Origin of the sequence: Brachybacterium sacelli, assembly GCF_017876545.1 — a bacterium.
GTDB lineage: Bacteria > Actinomycetota > Actinomycetes > Actinomycetales > Dermabacteraceae > Brachybacterium > Brachybacterium sacelli.
The window spans coordinates 3066127-3086967 of sequence record NZ_JAGIOD010000001.1; the positions used below are offsets into that span (position 1 = coordinate 3066127).

Consider the following 20841-nt stretch of genomic DNA (forward strand, 5'->3'; position numbering starts at 1 on the left):
CGCGCGATCTGTCAGGAGCGTGGAGCTGTGACCTGCGGTGTGAGGCAATGGCCAGGTGCCCCGATTCTCGCCAAGCTGTCAGATTCCTCAGCGGTGTGGAGTCGCCAAGCCTCGTCAGCGGACCACTGGGTCCGCGAGGATCTCGAGAAGCGCATCGTTGTGGATCGAGTACAACGCATTGTCAGGACTCTCTAGCTGGATCATTGCTTTCCACAGGGCCCACGCCCTGGCGCGACGCCAAGTGCCCGCATCCAGATTGAGCGCCTCGGCGAAGACCTGACGCTCTGTGCCTCGAAAGTAGGTCCATGCAATGGTCAGGTCGCAGGCAGGGTCGCCGACGCCACACTGCCCGAAGTCGATGACAGCGCTGAGCTTCCCGCTGTCGACCAGCACGTTACCGATGGCCATGTCGCCATGAAACCAGACCGGCTCACCTTCCCAGGCGGAGTCCATGCCGGCCAACCACAAGGCGCGGCACTGCGCGGTGTCCATCGGCAGCTCGCGGCTTAGCGCGCGCTGCACCTCATCGGCGTAGACGCTGGGGTGGCAGCCGCGAAAGGCGGTATGTCCCCCGGCCCACGGTCCCCCGTCGGTCGGAGCCTCGCGCATTCTAAGAAGGAATACACCGAGTTCGTGGGCGAATTGAGTGCGGTCCAGATCTGGACATTCGTCGGGGGTACGGCCGCTCAGCCATCGGCGTACGGTCCACGGGCGACCGAAATCGGCTGAGGGGGGAACTGAAGCCACCACATCGGGAATTGCTACTGGCAGGTGGGGCGCGAGGATGGGGAGCACATGGTCCTCTTTCTCGACCCCCGCGGAGTAGCCGTCGGCGCTCGGCAGGCGCGCGCAGTGGGTGTCCTGGATCCGGAAGGTGCGGTTGTCCCAGCCCTGGCGCGCCACGGGCGTCACTGGCAATCCCGCAAGCGCAGGCACGTGGCGGGCGACGAGTTCGGTGACCAGATCAGCGGTGATTTCAGGCATGCAGGCTCCCTCGACGGCAATGCTTTGTCTCTGCTCACGGGCCGAGTGGGCAGCACGCACTCGAGTATGCCTAGGTCGGTTTCTTCCAGTCCACGTGTTTTCTTGCCCGCGGGCGGTGCCGCGAGTTCCTGTACTGCACTAGAGGTGCAGGGGAAAGCGCGCAAGCTCCTCGGCAGCGTCCTCTGACCACCAGGTGAGCGTCACCTCGTCCGCTGTCGAGCTGATCGGAAGAGGCCCCCGGACGGCCTCTTCTTCGGCGCTTGTGAGGGCTGCACCGATCGAAAGGTGAGGGATGATCTCCTCGAACGCCCCGCCGTATGGAGGCCACTTCGGGAAAGCTGCTGCGAGCATGTTCGTGAGTCGGATGAAGGGATCTGCTGGCTCCGGTGCTAGGTATGTGACCTCGCTGCCGAAGCGGCCCACCGCGGAGAGCATGAAGTCGAAGGGTCGAACCTGCGCTAACAGGGCGCGGAGGGTGTCGACGAGGTCCTCGTTGACGTCGCGCCGGTCGACGAACGGTCCGAGTAACGTGATGTGCGGGCACACAGGCGGACGCTCGAGGCGTTGAGTGATCGACTCAAGCTCTGGTACCGGGACCTGGATGACAGTGTGCGCCACGCCCACCATTGTGCCTGCACGCCTGACAAGTCGGCGAGAAACCTGACACACGCTGGCCAAGAAAGTGAGAACTGGCCAACTAGGACGAGAACCTACACCTCACTGGCCGAGGTAGTCCTCTTCCGAATCGGCCCCGAAATTCTTGGCGAACTCGGGGGCTTCTCTTCGTAAGAGGTCCTGGTCATCTCGTCGAGGCGGTGCTTCTCCTCGAGTGCCGTGGTGCCGCGTTTCTCGGCCAGTGTCCTGGCGATCACGGGACGCATTCGGGCCCGCCAGTTTGCCCGCGTTTCCTGGTCCCGGCGGTACTCGGCGAACTCCGGCAGCGCGTCCCCCGCGGTCCGCTTCAGATTTAGGGTGTCGCCGATTCCGCGCTCCCAGGCCATCTCGGCATCCCGTTCAGTGGAGATCACCTCCCGCACCTTCCCGGCATCCCCCAGGTCTTCCTCGAATCGCAGCGGCTTCCCGTCCTTCGACACGGCGGCCGCGTGCTTCTCCGCCCGCTTTCGTGCCCGCTTCTCCGCCGGGGTCAGCTTCGCCCACGCCTCCCGCCGCTCCCGATCCCGCTGGGCCGCGAGCTCTTCGGACGAATACATCTTCGTGGGCAGCGACTTCGCATCTCCCACGGGCGCTGAGGGATAGCAAATCGTACAGGCGCGGTGCCCGGCGTCCGCAACAATCGCATCCTCATCGACGCCGGAGTAGTCGGTCAGCCAGGCGTACCGGGTCGCGGGCCGGCAGGTCGAACACCCAGTGCCCGAGTGCACGTGACCGTTCGCGTTCGCGACAAGGAACGCACGGTTCCAGCCGCCTCGGATCCGGAACGCCTCCTGGAGCCCGTCGACCTGTTCGCGCGCCCGGTCGTGCTCGGCCTGTGCCGACTCGACCTCCCGCAGCGGGCCTCGGATCCGGCCGCCCATCTTCTCAGACGCAGCGCCACCATCGGAGAGGGTCACCCAATCACGAGCAGCCGTGAGCGCCTGCTGATCGCTCTTTGCCCAGCCGATACGAGAGCTCCTCCGGTCCCCGACTGCTCGATGCAGCTCGTCGAGCCGGCCGCGCAGGCGGGATTCAGTCTCCCCCAGAGCCTTCCCGGCCTCCACGGCGTGCTCGTCGAAGTCGACTGGATCGGCGGTGCATACATCGAAGCCGAACCGCTCCACCAGTGTCGCCCCCGTGGCGCAGGTCTTTCCGGACGTGGGCCTCAAGTCCACCTCGGCGTCCTGCCGTCCAATGGTCCCGAACTCACCACCGTTCCCCGGCTGCCCAGTGTGCGCGTCATGCCGCTCATCGCCTGCCTCCTCGGGATCCTCACCTACCCGTGGAAGTGGGCGACCTGCGGCCGTCACAGGACGGGCCTGTTCGGTCGATGATCTGAACGTCGAAGGCGACTCGGCTGAAGTCCGCGCCGGGGAAGTCTGTCTCCAGCAAGTCCCGCACCATCGCCGGGGCGTCTCGGAAGTTCGCGACCTGCGTGACGAGGTCCACGCTACCGAGGGCATACAGCTCCCATCCGCCGCTCCAACGTCGAGCATCGACGCGGACCGACAGTTCGAGCGTCTGCTGCGCAAGACGCTCAGCCCGCTCGACATCAGCCGACTCGGCACTCCCAGCATCCGGCACCCCGCCCGATTCCTGCTCGATCTCCATCGCATAACGCCGCAGAGCAGCAGCTGCGAGCGTCCGCAGAATGGGCTTGATCGACTCGGGAAGTCGGGATGACCCCGGTTCGAGCTCCGAAGCAACCTTCATCAGGTCATACCCGATGATGTCGGTATCGGGCCACTGCACCCCTCCACCTTGGCCGATGTACTCCAGCGCCTGCAGGTAATCCGGATCCAGGCCATCGGGTGGCGTGGACATCAGGTCATCGGCGCATCCGTTCAGTGCTCGGCGCACCGTCTCGACATCGTCACGGTCCAGCGGAGAGCTGTTCATCAGAGATCCCTTCGTCGCGTCGCTACAGCTTGCACGGAGGGCCCGACAGCTCAGCCCCCGCTGCGCGCACACCATTCACTGATTACAGCTCGGGAACCGCCCATCGGTAATACGCCACCCAACATGATTAGACCGCCGTAGGCTCGTCGCGTCGACCACTAGCGCAGGCAGGAGGAGCTTGCATGAAGCTCACCTCTGAGCAGCGGGACCAGGTCGCCGATGACGCTGCCACTCGATACCGGGCTGGCGAGACGTGGGCCAAGATCGCTGAGAGGTACGGACTGACGTCCACGTACGTCCGTCGGTTAACGGTCGCCCGCCACGACATCAGCTTTCGCCGCTGGGGCCAACAGCCACTCGCCGACATCGACGAGGTCGTCAGACGCAGAGAGGACGGGCAGACCCTCAATCAGATTGCCGAGAAGTTGGGCTGTTCCCGCCAGGCGATCCGCACCGCCCTCGAAACCGCGCAGCGCGCCCCAGAAACCCGCTACCCGCGTCTGTCTCAACGTCGAGCGCCCACCGAGGACGAGATCAACGATATCCAGAGACTGTACGAGGTGTGCCCGCAGGCGCCGCGCAACCGCGAAGGATCACGAGCCGTCCGCGGCCCCGAAGGACGCCTGCTGGCAGAAGCATGCCGAACCGTCGTCGACGACGGCGTCCCCATGCAGACACTCTCAGTCGCGCTCGGACGTGGAGCGACCTGGACGCACTGGCTACTCAACATCCACGACCTGCGACCGGAGCCCGATCCCGTCCGGACCACCGCGAGGCGAACCCGGAGACCAAACGAGCCCGAGTTTAGTGACAGCGCCGTTTAAGTACGACGGAGAACAGCAGGCACAACTAGGCCGATCCTCAGCCAATCCACAGTCTCACGTGGAAACCCGAGTTGAGGGCCGCGACGAAGACGGTGCTGACCCGAAGAATATCGAGGCCTTGCGCAGGATTGCATTGTCCTCACGCAAGCGCCGGCCCTCGCTCGTGAGTCGCTTGATCTTGGCGCACTCTTCGCTGGTGATGCCGGAACTGGTCACGTCGTCGTCGATGTCGGCCCTGGCCAGCCAGCCCCACACGGACGCCTTCAGGGCGCCCTCCTGGCAACCGACCGAGGTCACCGTGGCGAACTGGGACAGCGACTCTCACTCGTGCTACCTGGCATGCCGTACGCACTTCGCGCGCAACTGGGGCCGATCGTCCTCGGCATGCATTGCGCTCGGCCCCCTCTGCACACGGGCGTTCTCAGTCCGCAACACAATTCGTCGCGAATCTGTAAGAAGCGGACAATGGAGGCTGCTTGTTACTACTGAAGGAGGCCAATGGCATCGCTCACCCGGCGCCAGGTGCTTGCTGGAGGTGCGCTGGCGCTCAGCCCCACAGTGCCCGCACTCACCAGCTGCACCGTCGACACCGGAAGCTCATCAGTCACCGGCACCGACCTGACGATCTGCGCCTTCGCCGGGGCGTGGAGCGACACCCTGCGGGAAGCCGTGATCGAGCCCTTCGAGGAAGAAACCGGTGCCACGGTTAACGTGGTGGTCGGCGCACCGTCGGAATGGCTCGCCCAGCTCCGGGTCGCCGACAGGCAGCGCCCGCCCTTCGACCTCATGGCTTTCACCCCGGACATCGTGGTGCAGGCCGCAGCGCTGGAGCTGATCGCGCCACTCGAGACGGACAAGATCAAACACTTCGACGAACTCAGCCCAACCCTGCTCTCCGCGGCAGGCGTCGGCGAGACGACCTACGGCGTACCGCTGACCACAGGCACGTGCGGGTTGATGTACCGCACAGAACATGCGGACCGCGCTCCGGAGAACTGGAGCGACATCTTCGACGAGCAATGGGGCAACTTCGTCGGCGTACCACCCTTCACCTACAGCCCGGGCCTGGAACTGCTAGCCGGTCTGCTCCAGGAAAATGGCGGGACGATGGACGACGAGAACGCAGTCGACGAGGTGTTCACCCAGCTCGAACAGCTCAGCGGCCGCGCCTCGGTCTTTCCCAGCGATGCTGGCAGCATGCTCTCCGCGATCCAGCAGGGCGATGCCTGGGTTGCGCCGTTCTGGGACGGCCGCGCCTTCGCGATGGCTGACGCTGGCGACCCCGTCGGCTTCAGTTACCCCGCCTCCGGCGGCGTCGGTGCACTCACCTCCTACTACGTGGCAGCTGGCACCGAGCGGGAGCAGCTCGCCTACGAATTCCTGGGGACCCTGGCCCAAGCGGAGAACCAGAAGGTCTTCGGCGAGGGCACGCTGTACGCCGCCGCGAACCTGACGATTGACTACTCCGACGAGTTCGAGGCACGCATCGCCCATGGTGAGGAAGTCTTCAAAAGCTTCGCGTGGGTCGACTACACCCAGGCCATCCCCCGACTGGAGGACTGGCAAACACGATGGAACGGGATCTTCGGCTGATGCCCAGCGATGTAACAATCAAGGACCTCGGCGTCGGCTACGGCGACCGGGAAGTGCTCTCCCTGGACGAGCTCACGGTCCACGCTGGAGAGTTCATCTCCATCCTCGGCCCCTCGGGCTGCGGGAAGACGACCCTACTCAACGCGATCGCCGGGTTCGTCCCGCCCCGCCGCGGGTCCATTTCCGTGGGAGACCGGGACATCACCTCGCTCGCCCCACATCGACGCGACCTCGGGGTCGTGTTCCAGAACTATGCCTTGTTCCCGCATCTGTCGGTCGCCGGCAATGTGGGCTACGGGCTGGGAGTGCGCGGCATCAGTCGTGGCCCACGGGAGGAACGCGTCGCGCAGATGCTCGAGCTGGTAGGGCTGACCGACTACGCCGAGCGTCGCCCCAACCAGCTCTCCGGTGGTCAGCAGCAGCGTGTCGCACTCGCCCGGGGGCTCGCGATCAGCCCCGAGGTGCTGCTGCTCGACGAGCCGCTGTCGAACCTTGATGCGCAGCTGCGCCGCCAGATGCGCATCGAGCTGAGGGAGATCCAGGAGGCCCTGGGCACGACCATGATCTTCGTGACCCACGATCAAGACGAAGCGCTGTCGATGTCCGACCGTGTCGCCCTGTTCAACGCCGGCCGGCTGGAGCAGCTCGGCACCCCCGAGGAGATTTACCGCCGTCCCCGCACCCGATTTGTCGCAGACTTCATGGGCGCGGCGAACATTCTGCACGGTACGGTGATCGACGCCGAGGCGATCAACGTGGACGGCACGCGTCTGCCGGTCCGCACCGGCCGGGCCCCCGGTACGACGGTCGACGTCGCGATCCGCCAAGAGCAGATCCTCATCGACGCCGAGGCGACATCGGATGGCGTTCCGGCCACCGTGCACATGCGTTCGTTCACCGGGTCCCACTGGGAGTTCGTGCTCGAGACTGAAATCGGCCGGAGCCTGACTGCCCAGGTCCCCGACCGACCCGGATCCGGCTGGGTTCTGCCCGAGGCGGGCAGCAACGTCAACATCAGTTGGTCGGCCAATGCCCCACATGTCATCACGGAGGACTCCCGATGAGCACCACCGCTCCTCCACGCCGGCTCGGTCCTGGCGCACTGGTCGTCCCGCCGCTGGTGTTCGTGGTGGTGATGTTCGCCTTCCCGCTCATTCAGCTCGCACAGCTGAGCCTGCGACCCACGGACGCATTCAATCGCATCCTCGGCGGCTTCACCCCCGAGAACTTCCAGCGGGTTCTGACCGAGCCGTACTTCGCCGACAGCCTCCTGTTCACCGTGGTCAACGCCACGATCGTGACAATCGCGTGCGCGGTGCTGGCCTTCCCGCTGTCCTGGGTGATCGCACGCACAACCCAGCGTTGGCTCAAGGTGCTGGTGTTCATGGTGGTCATCTCTCCCATGCTGACGTCGGTGGTGGTGCGTTCCTACGGGTGGCGGATCTTGCTGTCCGCCGAGGGCCCTGTGAATTCGGCACTACTGGGCCTCGGGCTCATCGAGCAGCCGCTGAGCCTTCTCACCAGCCGCGCAGGATCAATCATCTCGATCGTCCACGTGCTGTTGCCGTTCTTCGTGCTGATGCTGAACTCATCCCTGAAGTCACTGGACGAATCGGTGCTGCGGGCCGCGCACTCCCTCGGTGCCGGTGCAGCGCGGCGCTTCGTGCAGGTGATCCTCCCACTATCGGTCCCGGGCCTGGTGGGAGGAGGGATCGTGGTGTTCTCCCTGTCCATGGGCATCTACGTGACGCCGCTGCTGATTGGCGGAGTAAACCAGCCACTCGGAGGACTGCGCGTCTACACCCAGGTGATGAGCTCTTTCGACTACCCCACCGCCGCCGCGATGAGCTTCGTGCTACTGGCGATCAGCCTCGTCGTCGCCGGTTTGCTGGGTCTCGTTCAGCTCGTCTGGAGGAAGCGGCTCCATGGCTGAGCGAAAGTCCACCTCCGGTTCCTGGCTGCTGCACATCGTCGTCGCGCTGACGATGGTGTTCCTGATCGGCCCGCTGCTCGTCGTGGTGATCACGTCGTTCTCCGCCAGCAGTTCCCTGTCCTTCCCGCCCGAGAGCTTCTCATTGCGCTGGTACGAGCAGGTCCTCGCCAACCGCGAATGGCGCGTTTCCTTCTCGCTGTCGTTCCTGCTCGCGCTGCTGGCAATCCCCACCGTCGCAGTGCTCGCGCTGCTGGGCGGGTATGGGCTAGTGCGCGGCCGCTTTCGCGGTCACGGAGCCGTCCAGGCATTCCTGATGTCTCCGCTGATGGTGCCCGAGATCATGCTCGGCATCGGCCTGCTCACCTATCTGCAGTCCCTCGGCCTGATCAACACAATTGGCGGGCTGTGGCTCGCGCACTCCCTGGTCGCACTTCCCTTCGGCCTGCGGGCGGTGATGAACAGCGCGACGTCCCTCGATCCTCAGATAGAGGCCTCCGCGGCGAGCCTAGGGGCCGGACCCGTGCGGGTGTTCCTCACCGTGACGCTGCCGCAGCTGGTGCCCGGCCTGATCTCCGCCGGGGTGTTCGCCGCAGTGATCTCCCTCGGCGAGGTCGCAGTGTCGACCTTCATCGCTGGCGCAAACACCACCACCGTCCCGCTGCGGGTGCTGTCCGCCGTCCAGTTCGAGCTGGACCCCTCAGCCGCCGTGGTCTCCACCCTGTTGATGGCAATCAGTGTGGTGGTAATCCTCGTCCTCGAGCGTTTCGTCCGGATTTCGAACCATCTGTGAGAAAGGAACACGCCATCACCACCTCGCGCATCGGCATTGACGTCGGAGGGACGTTCACGGATCTCGTCGTAGTCCCGCAGGGGACCGACGGCACCGTGCAGCGGCACAAGACGCCGTCTACACCTCACGACCCATCCGAGGCCGTGGAACAGGGTCTGCGGGATCTGCTCGAACAGGGCCTGAATCTGTCCTCAGTCGATGCTGTGGTGCATGGAACCACGATCGGGCTGAACGCGATCATCCAGCGCTCCGGGGCCCGGGTCAGCTTCGTGACCAGCCGCGGCTACAGAGACCTGCTGGGCATCGCCCGCGCCCGCCTTCCCAAGTCCTTCGACCTCCACGCCGCGGCGGAGCTGCCGCTCGTGCCGCGTGAGCGGGTGCTCGAAGTCGACGCGAGGCTCTCCGCCGATGGTCGCCTGCTCCGAAACCCCACAGAGAGTGAGCTCGACCAGCTCGCTGAGCAGGTCAGGGCTACGCAGCCCGAAGCAGTCGCCCTATCGCTCGTGCAGGGCTTCACCGCCCCAGAGGTTGAACACGAGCTCGCCGCCGCCTTGGAAGAGCGGCTCCACGGCGTGCCGGTAATCTCCGCCGCAGGAACTTGGCCGGAAATCCGCGAGTACGAACGCTCACTGGTGGCAGTCCTCGAAGCGCACATCAGACCTCTGATGGGCCGATACTACGAGCGGCTCAGGGCCCGTCTGAACGCGCTCGGCCTCACCGCGCCGGTCTTCATCTCCGCGTCCAACGGCGGCACGCTCTCCCTGGACTACGCGGCGCTGCACCCGCTCGAGACCGTCCTGTCCGGCCCCGCCTCCGGAGTAACCGCCGCCGCCCTGACGATGCCGGATCGCAATGTGCTGACCTTCGACATGGGAGGCACCAGCAGCGACATGTCCGTCGTGGTCGGCGGAGCACCCGTGCTAACCACACGCACCATGCTGGGACGACTGCCCCTGATGCTCCCGGTCGTGGACGTCAGCGCGATCGGCTCGGGAGGCGGTTCCATGGTCAGCGCCGGCGACACGGGCGACGCCGCGGCACTGCACATCGGGCCCAAGAGCGCCGGCGCGCACCCGGGGCCTGTGAGCTACGGGCGCGGCGGCACGACGCCGACTATCACCGACGCCTACCTCAGCGCCGGTTTGCTGGACCCGCAGGGATTCCTCGGCGGGACGATGCCCCTGGACCGCTCTGCCGCCGACTCCGCCTTCGACGCAATCGCGCAGGACGCCGGCCTCGGCGCCGCGGGCGCCGCCGCCGAGTACGTGCTCGAGATCGCGACCGTGCAGATGGCGACCGCCCTGCGCACCATCCTCGCGGAACGGGGACACGAGCCCTCAGAGTTCACGCTGGTGCCCTTCGGCGGCGCGGGCCCCACCCACGCGCTGCTGCTCGCGGACGAGCTGGGGATCGAGAAGGTACTTGTGCCTGCGTCGGCTGCGACCTTCTGCGCGCTCGGCGCCGCTATCGCCCCCCTGCGCCGCGATCTCGCCCGCAGCATCCGCCGCACACTGAACGGGCAGGTTCGGGAACTGGCCGCCGACATCGTCACCGAGCTCGCTGCCGAGGGCATCGAATGGCTGCGGAGCAGCGGCGGAGCACCCGAACGGGCGCACCTGGGCCTCTCGGCAGACATGCGCTACCAGGGGCAGGCCTACGAGCTGACCGTGGCACTCGCTACTCGACCCCTGGACCGGGCCGATGAGCTGGTCCCGGATCTCAGCACCCTCCGTGAGGCCTTCCATGCAGAACACGAGAGGGTGCACGGCTTCCGGGACGAGAACGCCGCGGTCGAACTCGGCACGTTGCGCCTCGCAACTCTCTCCCCCGCGACCGAGGCACCGCACGCCGCCGCGGTCCCCACCACCGGCACCGAATCGCCCCCGCCAACGGCGCACCGAGATCTTCGCGAGAGAGGCCGCTGGGTGAGGGCGTCCATATACGCGGCCGCAGCGCTGCCCGGTCACGCAACGGTGACCGGCCCGGCCGTGATCGACGTGTCGGACAGCACCGTCCTAGTCCCGACCGGCTGGACGGCGGCATCCGGCATTGACGGCACCATCCACCTGACCAGACAGCACCACCCAACGCAGGAGGACCGAGCATGAGCGCGGACATCGGTCGTGACATCGTCGCCCTAAAACTGCGCGCGGCCTCGGAGGAGATGTGCAAGACACTGCAACGCACCAGCCGTAGCCTGTACGTCAAGGAGACCGCCGACTTCTGCTGCGCGATCGCCGACGTCGACGGCCGGTTCGTGGCCTACCCGCGCAACATCGGGGTCTCCGGCTTCGTGGGTCTGAACGTCAAGACAACCGTGGAGGCCGCGACGCAGAGCGGACCGCTGCGACCCGGCGACGTGATCATCGCCAACGACCCGTACTCGACACGGGGGCTGGCCACTCACCTGCCGGACATCCAGATGATCCGCCCGTACTTCGACGGCGAGCAGATCGTCGGCTACGGATGGTGCTTCATCCACTGCTCGGACATCGGCGGACGCGTGCCCTCGTCGATCAGCCCCACCAACGACTCGATCTTCGCAGAGGGACTGCAGATCCCGCCCGTGAGGATAGTTCGCGAAGGCCGCGTCGACCCCGATGTCGAGCGTCTGGTGCTGCGCAACTCCCGAACGCCCGAAGCCAACCGCGGCGACTTCCAGGCGATGTTCGCGGCGCTCGAGACGGGCAGCAGACGTCTCCAGGAGATCCTAAACCGCTACGGGCGACCGACATTGCTCTCCGCGCACGAGGCGATGGTCGAGGAAACCGCAGTGCGCGCCCGCGCTGCGCTGAGGGTGCTCAAGGACGGCCGCTATCGCTTTGTCGACTTTCTCGACCACGACGGCGTCTCCAGGTTGCCGGTCCGAATCAGCGTGCTGATCACGATGCGCGACGGCACGATGGACATCGACTTCACCGGCACTGACCCCCAGGTGCGCTCCGCCTTCAACGTCGCCAGCCAGGGCACGGTTCACGCTTGGCTGGTCACCCGAGTGCTCGCGCTCGTCGGCACCCTCGATCCGGAGATCCACCTCAATGCCGGCCTCACTCGAGATGTGAGCGTTACCGTTCCCCCGGGATCGTTGGTCAACGCGCAACGGCCAGCCGCGGTCGGAGTGCGCCACGCCAGCTCCTCACGTGTCAACGATGCACTCTCGGGGGCCCTCATCCAGGCGGCTCCGCAGGTGGTGCCGGCTGCCAGCAGCGGACTGGTAGTGCCCGTCGTGCTCGCCGAGCAGCACCCCGACGGCGATGTGGTGCAGGTGCTCGAACCGATGGTCGGTGGCATGGGAGCTCGGTACGGGGCCGACGGTGTCGACGGACGTGACTCGGGCATCTCTAACCTTTCGAACAATCCGGTTGAGACCGTCGAGGCCGAGCTGTCTACGACGATCCATCGCTACTCCCTTCGCCCGGATTCGGGTGGCCCGGGCCGCTGGCGCGGCGGTACCGGCCTGGAGTTGGTGTTCGAGGTCCATGCGCCCGCCTCGTTACTGACCCGCGGCCTGGAGCGACGGGTCTTCCGGCCCTGGGGGTTCGAGGGTGGGCTTCCGGGTGCTCAAAGCGAGCTCGTGATCAACGAGGGCACAGAACACGAGCAGCGACCGTCGGCTCCGGATGTCATCTCGGTCGGACCCGGGGACGTGGTCACTCTGCGCACCGCAGGTGCCGGGGGCTTTGGAGACCCGTTCGCTCGCGATGCTCTCGCCGTACTGGATGACGTCTCGGCAGGTCTGGTCGGAATCACGTCGGCCGAGAGGGACTACGGAGTCGTGATCGTGGACGGAGCGGTAGACGAGGAGGCCACCGCCCAGCGGCGCTCCGGACGGCCCACCAACGGCGCAGATCACGGGCGAGGAGCCGAGATCTCTCGCTGGGAGTCGGTGTTCGACACCGAGACCTACGACCGCTTCGTCAGCGCGCTCATGGTGCGACCGCTGGTCGAACGGTCCGGCATTCGCGAGCGATTGCTATTGGCAGTCCTCGCCGAGCTTCCAGGCTCCTTCCCGACCGTCGCGGCCGACGACAACGAGATCACCCTTGCCCGAGCCAGGTTCGCGGCCGAAGTCACGCAGCTGGAGGCCTGAACTCGATCCGTCGCTACTGTCGGCGACGGTGGGAGACCCCGCGCCCCACCCCGCCGAGCCGCAGCGAGGCGATCGGGCGTGGGCGACAGCCCGAACCACTACCCTCACACCGCCGAACCAACACGTAGCGCCGAGCCGGCCCCAGAGCCTTAACAAGGGGTCGCTCACTCCCTCCCCGGCCGACTCGCTCCGGCGGTTGTCCTCGCTGGCGCTCGTCCGTCCTTGGTGCTCACTGTCCGGTCTGGTCGGTTCGCTCCCTGCCGGGGCTTCGCCCCTTGGTGGTGGTCGTGGCGTGGATCGGTGCGATGTCGGTGCGCTGCGCGCGCATGACGCAGCCGTGGCGCCCACTGGTCGCTGCTCTCGGTGCGAAACCGGTGCGCTGACTGGGCGGGTCCCTCGGTACGCGTCCTCTCAGCCGTCGCAACGCTGCCCTCGTGACGTTCACGGTTCGTCAGCTGTGCGCTGCGCACAGCGCTGCTCGTGCATGGTCTCCCCGCGCACTTCTTGGATTCTCGGTACCCGCGTTCAGTACTGCGGGCGTCGACGCTGGCCGGGGCCTGCGTCTGCTCGTACTTCGTACTTTGCAATGCTTCGCGTTTCGTGGTCGTCGCGGTGTCGGTGCGTTCCCGCCCACTTCACGAAGTGTCGATCTAGTCGGCGTGTTCCATGGATCGGAGATCCCCGGATGCACTCAAGGAGTGGTCGGATTCCCGCTGCGCGGCGCATGCGCTACGCGCCCGATACGTTGCGCGTGACGCTAAGTGTGGCGAGAACTCGTGCACACCGACGTGAACGGTTCCCTCGCGGAGCGGTGCGTTGCGCATCGCGCCGCGTGTTGTTGCGCGCAGCGCATGCGTTCCGCCCGCGGAGCGTGTTCGGGCGGAGCCCGTGGCGAAGTACGAAGTACGAGCAGACGGACGCAGTCCGTGACGCAACGCGTAGCGCGAGTTGTCGGACGCCGTCCGATGCGCAGCGCGAAGCGCAAGCAGTCCCCGCCGGATCGGATGACCTCACAAGGAACGCTGAATCGACCATCCCGATAGGCGAAGCCGGAGGAACACAGGGGTCGATACACGGACGAGGTCATACGACTGGACGCACCACGATTCCCGCGGCGAAGCCGCATCGTGGACACAGCGCGTTCAGGGCGGGGACTCGTCCTGGGCGGCGCGAATGATTCTTCAAGGTCAGGTGGCATCTAAAACCTGAAATCCGAGGATCGATGCGTGAGATTCTTCGTTGCCCGTCAACATCGGTAGGCGCGTGCCCTGACCTGGTCGAGCACTCAGCTTAAGCATCAGGGCACATTCTTCAGAGGGTGACCCTGGGCTCGTAGCCTCCGTATCCAATACGTTTCGCGCTCGTACGCCTGTTGGCGGTAACCAGTAAACTCCTCGAGTAGGACGATCTGCGGGGCGTCGCCGGATTCGCGCACAGCCCTAATCCAATCAGCCTTCTTACTGTGACCTGGACGTCGGAGATGGTCCTCAAGTCGTCGATGTAACGCGTCTGCAGTCTGGCCAACATAATGGGCCGTAAGGCGGTCAGGTGTGAGGAGTGCGTAGATCCGGAATAGTTTTCTGGCTGCTGATCCGAGTCCTGGGCTGCCTGGCATTTGATCACTTCCAAGAGTCTGGGAATCTGCGTATCCTGCTACGTGCCGTTCGAAGTTCAGGGATCGGCTGAAGGCATCGCCCTCTCGACCAGGCTAGCTATGGCTGGCGACAATCGCCGAGTCGCGACGGTGAGTCCGTCGTCCTGAGGGGCTGCGGATCGACCGTAAGCCTTGGGGAAGCATCCCCCGGGACTCCTTCGCATATGTAGGGGCATGAGTACATCCGCCGTGATCCGCCGGGTGGCCCGAGCATCCGGTGGCCAGAACAGTCCCGAGCTCGTCGCCACCCGAATGCGTTCCTTCGCGTCCTCGCTCAGCCCTCGCACCGCAGCGACGTTCCTTGCCGTCATGACCAGCGACGGGCTAGAGAATTACCTGATCACCCCGGACACCGACAGCATGAACAAGGCCGCCCTGTCCGCGGCGCATGCGGTCACGGGCAGGCTCTCCTACGTAGACGAGTTGCCGGATCTGCGCGCCGCCGACCAGGTCGGGCATCTGTTCTTCCGTCCGGGTGGGACGCGTGCGTCGACGACGCAGTCCGGTAGGGATCCGTTCTCGATGGCGGCGTCGCTGGCGGACATGCCGGTTGGGTCCTGGGTGGCGATCACGATGCGGGCCCCGCACCGCGGTCTGCTACTGCACGAGGACCGACTGTGGGATCGGTGGATCAAGGGACGCATCGTCGGCGGGACCCACCACTCCCTCGAACCGAACGGCGTGATCGCGCATGTCGCCGCGGCATCCACGTCCCGCTCGAGCGTCGACTCTTTGCTGCGTCAGGTGGCCGGCGACATGCACGGCTTCGACCTCGAGACGCGGACCGTCCGCTTCCCCCGCACCTGGGTGCTCGCGCAACTGCTCGCTGCAACTCTCACGTTCGTCGCTGCGGGGATCGGCGTGCAGCTCATCGCTCCGAGTATCGCGACAGTGATCCCCGCCGAGGTCGCCTCGATGATCACCACCGCCCTGTTCACTGCCGCGGTCCTGCCGCTACTCGCGATGGCGGGGTACGTGGTGTGGGGTCGGCGGTACGAGAAGCGGTTCCGTACCGGCCGATTCCCGCTGCCGCCGCGGCGATGGGCGTTGCGCACCCGTCCCCCGACGCAAGGCAATGATCAGGGCCGGGCCGAGTCCACGCAGGACTTCCAGAGCGGATCCTCGAAGCGTTCCGGTGACCCAGGTGACTACCCGCTGAACCGGGGAGCGTTCAAGCTCGGGGCGATCCTCCCAGTCGGTGCTCTCGCCCCCGCATCCGGTTCGGCATCGGGCACTTCCGAGACGGGTGACCGCAGTGCGCCGGCGTCTCTGCTGCGCCGCATCGGACCGGTCATCGGCTTGGACGCTATCGGCCGGATGGTGCGTCTGTCGGCCCTGGATCTGTGGGCCGGGATCGCTGTGTTCGGCAAGCCCCGTTCCGGCAAGTCGTATCTTCTGCGGTCCTTGTTCGCGTTCTTGCTGATGGACCAGCAGCCACTCCCCCGCGACACCGCCACGGCACCGGAGCAGTCGGCGTCCATGCTCGGCGAGGAGGGTGTGATCGTGGCGTTTGAGTCGAAGTCCGGGCAGGACACTGCCGAGTACCAGGCATGGGCCACGTCGCTCGGTAGACGCAAGGTGCACGTGTTCGATCTGGCCGACCCTGACGGTGCCCGCATCAACATGTTCACCGGCGGCGACGGGATCCTCGACAGTGCCGCGAAGTTCGTGGAGAAGATGATCTACCACTGGGGCAGCGACTCCATCGGCGCCGCATCCGCGAAGACACTCCGCGGAGTGTTCACCACCGCCCTTGGTGTCCCGACCGACGTCCTGGACGAAGCGATCGGGACGCATCCGGAGGCGCCGACCCCGGCTCCGGTCGCGACGCCGATGTCGATCGCGCACGCGCTGCTCGGCGGATACGGCGACGAGTTCGGCGTGCACCTGGCCGAGACGATCCGCCGCCGACTCGCCGATGTAAAAACGCACCGCGCAGACGATGACCAGAACGCACTCGAGATCGCAGTCAGTGGACTGTCCGAGCTCTACGGCGCCACGGTGAAGCCGGCCAGTCGCGCCGCCCTACAGAAGGCACCCTCTTCAAAGGTCGAAGTGCTGATGCTCGCCCCGCACTGGTGGCGACCAGAGGGCCGCGTCACCACCATCGAAGAGATCCTGCGCCGGCACCTTCGCGTAGTGATCAACTCGGGCGCGACCTCCACCCGCACCGGCGCCAGCCGCGACAACCTCCGCCTCCCAGCCGCCGTCGGCAACGCGCTCAGCGGCATGCTCCTGTACTCGCTGAAGGAAGCCATCCAGGACGTGTGCGCCGGATGGGAAGAGCAGGGCCGGTACGTCGCGATCATCTGCGACGAGCTCGCCCGTGTTGCGACGAACTCCCCCGAAGTCATCGAGTGGACCCGCATGCAGGGCCGCTCCTTCGGCGTCATCCCGATCTACGCCACCCAGGAACCCGACCAGCTACCCGACGCAGTTCGGCGCACCATGTTCTCGCTGTCGACGGTCATCTCCTACGCCCAGGAGAACTCAGACGTCGCCACCCAGATCGCGAAGGACTTCACCGGCGGCGCGAGCGAAGGTTTCGAAGTCGTCCACCCCAAGGAAGTGATGGACCTGCCGCGGTACATGACCCTCGTCCGCACCGTGCTCGAGCAGCAACGCCAGAACGTATTCACCGCGAAAGTCCACCCCTTCGAAGACGACCGCGACGCGTTCCGCGACATCGTCTACCCGGCCGAGACAGAGGACCGGTCCCGATGAACACTCGGCACCTCGCTGACCTGCCCAGTCCCATCGCGTCGGTCCCGTTCCGTGCCGCAGAGCGCGTGGACCCGTACTGGGAGGGGATGTTCGCGACCGGCAGCTCCGATGGCTGGGTCTCCGCCTCCCAGCACCGCCGCGCCCCCGCATCCCAGATGCGATGGTCCGGCATCCCGCCCCGCTACGTCACCGGCCAGGACCAGGCGCTGAAGGAGATGCGCACCAACCGTCACCGCCCCTCGATCCTCGCCGCGCTTGGCGCCGTCTCCTCCTGGCGCACCGTCACCCGCGAGCAGCTCGCCTGCATCGCCGGGTCACGCGTCATGGGAAACACCTACCCAGCCGCGCTCTCAGCCCCGTTCAGTGCCGGCCTGCTCGCCCACGGCTACGTCTCTGCCGGCATGAACCGTCTCGCCCCCGCTGCGCAGCGGATGAGTATGTGGACCGTTGGCGACCAGATCGACGCCTACGCCCAGTACCGCAAGTCCCTCACGTTCGCCGAGCACATCGCCATCACCGGCGGACAGGACTGGAGCAGCGAACACCGCTTCGACCGCCACAACGTCCTCACCACCGAGCTCGCACTCCGCGTCGCAGAGTTCTGCGACGTCGCCACGGTGCTCGGCGAAAAGCAGATCTCCCTACCGTCCATGCTCGCCGCCTCAGGGCTACAGGTGCAGCAGGCGGATCTGGGCCGCCGGGCCGATGCCGGGATCGTGCGCCGCGACGGGCTCGTCATCGCGCTCGAGACCACGGCCTCGGTCGGGGAGGCGTTCCGACGGAAGATGGCTAAGTGGGCACAGATCCTCCAACGCCACCCCACCTACGAGCTGCCGTTGGTGGTCCTCGTCGTGGACGTGTCCACGCCGTCGCAGGCGACCAGCGCCGCCGCGAAGAACACCGCCCACGCCGAGATCCAAGCCGCGATCCGCGAAGCCGTCCGCGACTACCCCGGCACTGCACTGAACCGGACCGCCGCACGGCTCGGCGTCGTCTCGTGGACGGACTGGTTCCCCGGCCCGCACCAGATCGCTGACTCCATCAACGGACTCACCGCCTCGTTCCTCGCCCGCGGCACCAACGGTGGCGAGGACGGCTGGCGACCCGTGCAACTACTGGACGTGGCACAGCTGCCGTATCGGGAGGGCTCCACGATGGCGGGCGAGATGATCTCGACGAATGCGCGCCTGCTTGCCGGCACCCCCTATTGGCTCCGCCCCGGGACCGTCCCGCGCACCTACCAGTACCTGCTGAACCAGGTCGGCACCGGCGGCATCGACACGTTGAAGCACCCCTCGGTCCCCGACCGCATGACCGGCCCCGGATTCACACAGCAGGTCGCGGGCCGCAAATGGCGAGGGTTGGTGTCACTCGGCGAGTTCACTGCTTCGTCCACGCCCCACGATCCGCAGGCCGTTGATGCTGATCGAAGTCCCTAGCACTGGTCGTCCCTCGCCGGGTCTAGATGTAGTTGGTCATGACGTTGTCGACGCCGGTGTGAAGTCGTGAGGCCGGGGGCTGGTCGCCGCAGGCGGTGTGGGGTCGGTGGAAATTGTAGTGATGGACCCAGATCGCGATCGCTTCGCGCCGCTCGGTCTCGGAGCCGTAGGGGCGGGCGTAGAGGCACTCCTCGGCCAGGATCCGCTGGTAGCGCTCGATCTTGCCGTTGTGGCGAGGTGTGTAGATCCTCGTACGCTGGTGCCGGGAGATGAAAGCGCAGGTCGATCGCCGAAACGCTGAGGCGGTGTAGTTGCTGCCGTTGTCGGTGACCAGCCGCGTGATCCAGGTGATGCCGTGCGCGGCGAAGAACACGCGGGCGCGATGGAAGAACCCGATGGTCGTGATCGCTTTCTCGTCCTCGAGCGACTCGGTGTAGGACAGGCGGGAGAAGCCGTCCTCCATGGAGTGGAGGTAGGTGTAGCCGACCTTTTGCTTGTGGGCGCGCTTGCCGGCGAGGGCCAGTTCGCTGCCACGACCATGGGCCCGCCAGCCGCCGCCGTCGGGAATCTGACCGACCTTCTTGACGTCCATGTGGACTATGTGGCCGGGGTAGCGGGCGGTGATCTTCCCTGGTGAACGCAGGTTCTCACCGTCTGGGGTGATATCGCGGATCCGGTTCAAGCCGAGGCGGTCCAGCCACCTCGTCACCGTCCTCACGCAGCACGCGAACCCGTGGCCGTCGGCGAGCTCGCGGGCGATCCGGCGCGCGGACCACTTCCTCTTCCGCCGCCAGGACTCGATCAGCTCGAGCACCCAGATCGGGAGGCGGGTGGGGCGGTTCGCCGGCGCGCTGGAGTGGTCTTGCAGGCCTGGGTCGCCGTGCTCGCGGTAGCGGCCGACCCATTTCGAGAGCGTGGTGCGAGCGATGTGAAACTCGGCCGCGACGTGGGCGATCGGGCGACCGGAGTCGATGACCTGCGCGACAGCTCGCTGCCTTCCAACGACGGTCAGCGGCGCATTACGGTGGTGCATGGAACGGGCCTCTTCCTGCGAGACGGTTGCTTAGACACCACCCATCGTGCAGTCCAGGGGCCCGTTCCTTCATCCCATACGCCGTGACCACAACGTCATGACCCGCAACATCTAGATCCATAAGCGGACCTACCTGATCAGCAGCAGGGATGTAAAAGGGCTCACGCCTCGCCTGACTCCACTTCCTTCAGCCGCTGCCTGATCTGATCGAGCTGACGAAAGTACCGAGGGGCGGCCATGTAGAGAACCGCGCAGCCTGCCTCAGTGAACGCGGGCTCGAGATCATCGTCGGCTGCTCCTGTGGGGTGAAGTCCGTAGTTCCGCAAATCGCGGAGATGTGCCGCTTGCGATCGCAGATCACTAAGCCCGCGTTTGTTCCACACGTTCCGGCGTGCCACCCCCTCGGCGGAGCGGTCAATGACCTCGGCAGCATTGTCGCCTGCAGCCACCAAACGCTGGAGCTTCAGATCGTCCTTGAGCCAGGCGCCGAGACCGAACCAGGCGGCTTCACTCGCAGCGCCGAGCAGGTCCACCCCAGCAATGAACAGTCCACGCTGAAAGGCACCGATGCCCTCCCGGAGAACCTGCGAGCCACGGCCTCCCAAGAGCTCGATGTACTGCTCAGGCAGATCTTCCCGCGCCAGTTCAGCACGGATAGACGGAACTCCGGCCAACTTCCACCTGCCGAACTGAGGAGCAGGCGTGTGGTGATGCTGGAACTGGGTACTTCCGCCCCAGGAGGGCCCGCGAACGGGGATCGAGTCGTTGCTCGCGCTGTAGTGATCCCCGGACGCCGGGGAGATGACGCCCCCGGTGTACAACTCGTGAAGCACGTGATCTGTCGCGAACCGAAGGCGCCGAGATTGTACGGCCGGGTGCGAAGGATCAACGTCATCAACTGGACGACCGTGCGGAGTGTCGACTTTAAGCGGCTCGTTCGCGCTTTCACTGGTCAATCCGTGCGCACTCAACACGGCCGCGTAGAGGTCAACCTTCGAGCTCGACGGTGTATCCGCGAGCACATTCAAAATGATTGTGCGTGCCTCGGCGAGGTCGCGTCCCTCTGGAGCGACGGCGTCCGCAGCAGCTTGTGAGTACATCATCCCCGCAGAGTAACGACGGAGGCGGACATCGTGGAAACGGCGTCCGGGGTGGATCCGCCCACTTCACGGCATGACCGCGTCACGATCGAGATGAAGGGCTGGGCGCCATGGAAATCAGGCG

17 protein-coding genes are annotated in these 20841 nt (G+C 66.0%); 9 read left to right on the forward strand and 8 right to left on the reverse strand.

Features of this window, described 5'->3' with window-relative positions:
* Positions 1 to 114: 114 nt before the first annotated feature.
* From JOF43_RS13830 to JOF43_RS13845, 4 genes are all read right to left on the reverse strand, one after another.
* Positions 115 to 984: an aminoglycoside phosphotransferase family protein gene (locus JOF43_RS13830; protein WP_209902887.1), complete on the reverse strand. Its 870-nt coding sequence runs from the start codon at positions 982 to 984 to the stop codon at positions 115 to 117.
* A gap of 138 nt (positions 985 to 1122) precedes the next feature.
* On the reverse strand, positions 1123 to 1602 hold the full coding sequence (locus tag JOF43_RS13835) for a 2'-5' RNA ligase family protein (RefSeq protein WP_209902888.1): 480 nt from the start codon (positions 1600 to 1602) through the stop codon (positions 1123 to 1125).
* Between the two features lie 92 nt (positions 1603 to 1694).
* Positions 1695 to 2948, reverse strand: a complete 1254-nt coding sequence (locus JOF43_RS13840; RefSeq protein WP_209902890.1) for a hypothetical protein — start codon at positions 2946 to 2948, stop codon at positions 1695 to 1697.
* Positions 2911 to 3537: a hypothetical protein gene (locus JOF43_RS13845; protein WP_209902892.1), complete on the reverse strand. Its 627-nt coding sequence runs from the start codon at positions 3535 to 3537 to the stop codon at positions 2911 to 2913. The genes JOF43_RS13840 and JOF43_RS13845 overlap by 38 nt, the downstream gene beginning before the upstream one ends.
* A 182-nt stretch (positions 3538 to 3719) precedes the next feature.
* On the opposite strand from JOF43_RS13845, the gene JOF43_RS13850 reads away from it, so the two are divergent.
* Positions 3720 to 4361, forward strand: a complete 642-nt coding sequence (locus tag JOF43_RS13850) for a helix-turn-helix domain-containing protein (RefSeq protein WP_209902894.1) — start codon at positions 3720 to 3722, stop codon at positions 4359 to 4361.
* Positions 4362 to 4415: 54 nt separating this feature from the next.
* On the opposite strand, the gene JOF43_RS13855 is transcribed toward JOF43_RS13850, so the two are convergent.
* Positions 4416 to 4658 carry a hypothetical protein gene (locus JOF43_RS13855; protein WP_209902895.1) on the reverse strand — a complete coding sequence of 81 codons (243 nt, stop codon included), beginning with the start codon at positions 4656 to 4658 and terminating at the stop codon, positions 4416 to 4418.
* Between the two features lie 201 nt (positions 4659 to 4859).
* Between JOF43_RS13855 and JOF43_RS13860 the strand changes: the two genes are divergently transcribed.
* The 6 genes from JOF43_RS13860 to JOF43_RS13885 are packed head-to-tail and all read left to right on the forward strand — an operon-like array spanning position 4860 to position 12767.
* A complete protein-coding gene (locus JOF43_RS13860; RefSeq protein WP_209902897.1) occupies positions 4860 to 5954 on the forward strand; it encodes an ABC transporter substrate-binding protein in 1095 nt (364 codons plus the stop codon).
* Positions 5933 to 7018 carry an ABC transporter ATP-binding protein gene (locus tag JOF43_RS13865; RefSeq protein WP_209902899.1) on the forward strand — a complete coding sequence of 362 codons (1086 nt, stop codon included), beginning with the start codon at positions 5933 to 5935 and terminating at the stop codon, positions 7016 to 7018. Before JOF43_RS13860 ends, JOF43_RS13865 begins: the two co-directional genes overlap by 22 nt.
* Positions 7015 to 7887 carry an ABC transporter permease gene (locus JOF43_RS13870; protein ID WP_209902901.1) on the forward strand — a complete coding sequence of 291 codons (873 nt, stop codon included), beginning with the start codon at positions 7015 to 7017 and terminating at the stop codon, positions 7885 to 7887. The genes JOF43_RS13865 and JOF43_RS13870 overlap by 4 nt, the downstream gene beginning before the upstream one ends.
* Positions 7880 to 8677, forward strand: a complete 798-nt coding sequence (locus JOF43_RS13875) for an ABC transporter permease (RefSeq protein ID WP_209902903.1) — start codon at positions 7880 to 7882, stop codon at positions 8675 to 8677. The genes JOF43_RS13870 and JOF43_RS13875 overlap by 8 nt, the downstream gene beginning before the upstream one ends.
* Complete coding sequence (locus JOF43_RS13880) at positions 8674 to 10785, forward strand: hydantoinase/oxoprolinase family protein (protein WP_209902905.1); 2112 nt, start codon at positions 8674 to 8676, stop codon at positions 10783 to 10785. The genes JOF43_RS13875 and JOF43_RS13880 overlap by 4 nt, the downstream gene beginning before the upstream one ends.
* Positions 10782 to 12767, forward strand: a complete 1986-nt coding sequence (locus JOF43_RS13885; RefSeq protein ID WP_209902907.1) for a hydantoinase B/oxoprolinase family protein — start codon at positions 10782 to 10784, stop codon at positions 12765 to 12767. The genes JOF43_RS13880 and JOF43_RS13885 overlap by 4 nt, the downstream gene beginning before the upstream one ends.
* Before the next feature lie 1297 nt (positions 12768 to 14064).
* Here the strand turns inward: JOF43_RS13885 and JOF43_RS23290 are convergent.
* Positions 14065 to 14382, reverse strand: coding sequence for a GIY-YIG nuclease family protein (locus tag JOF43_RS23290; RefSeq protein ID WP_209902909.1), 318 nt, complete (start codon positions 14380 to 14382; stop codon positions 14065 to 14067).
* 213 nt (positions 14383 to 14595) lie between these two features.
* Between JOF43_RS23290 and JOF43_RS13895 the strand changes: the two genes are divergently transcribed.
* Both JOF43_RS13895 and JOF43_RS13900 read left to right on the forward strand, forming a co-directional pair.
* The gene (locus JOF43_RS13895; protein WP_209902911.1) at positions 14596 to 17145 is read left to right on the forward strand and encodes a type IV secretory system conjugative DNA transfer family protein; all 2550 of its coding nucleotides are present in this window, start codon (positions 14596 to 14598) and stop codon (positions 17143 to 17145) included.
* Positions 17142 to 18584: a hypothetical protein gene (locus JOF43_RS13900; RefSeq protein WP_209902912.1), complete on the forward strand. Its 1443-nt coding sequence runs from the start codon at positions 17142 to 17144 to the stop codon at positions 18582 to 18584. Before JOF43_RS13895 ends, JOF43_RS13900 begins: the two co-directional genes overlap by 4 nt.
* 22 nt (positions 18585 to 18606) lie before the next feature.
* On the opposite strand, the gene JOF43_RS13905 is transcribed toward JOF43_RS13900, so the two are convergent.
* On the reverse strand, positions 18607 to 19617 hold the full coding sequence (locus JOF43_RS13905) for an IS481 family transposase (protein WP_209899127.1): 1011 nt from the start codon (positions 19615 to 19617) through the stop codon (positions 18607 to 18609).
* Between the two features lie 161 nt (positions 19618 to 19778).
* On the reverse strand, positions 19779 to 20720 hold the full coding sequence (locus JOF43_RS13910) for a hypothetical protein (RefSeq protein ID WP_209902914.1): 942 nt from the start codon (positions 20718 to 20720) through the stop codon (positions 19779 to 19781).
* Between the last annotated feature and the right edge of the window lie 121 nt (positions 20721 to 20841).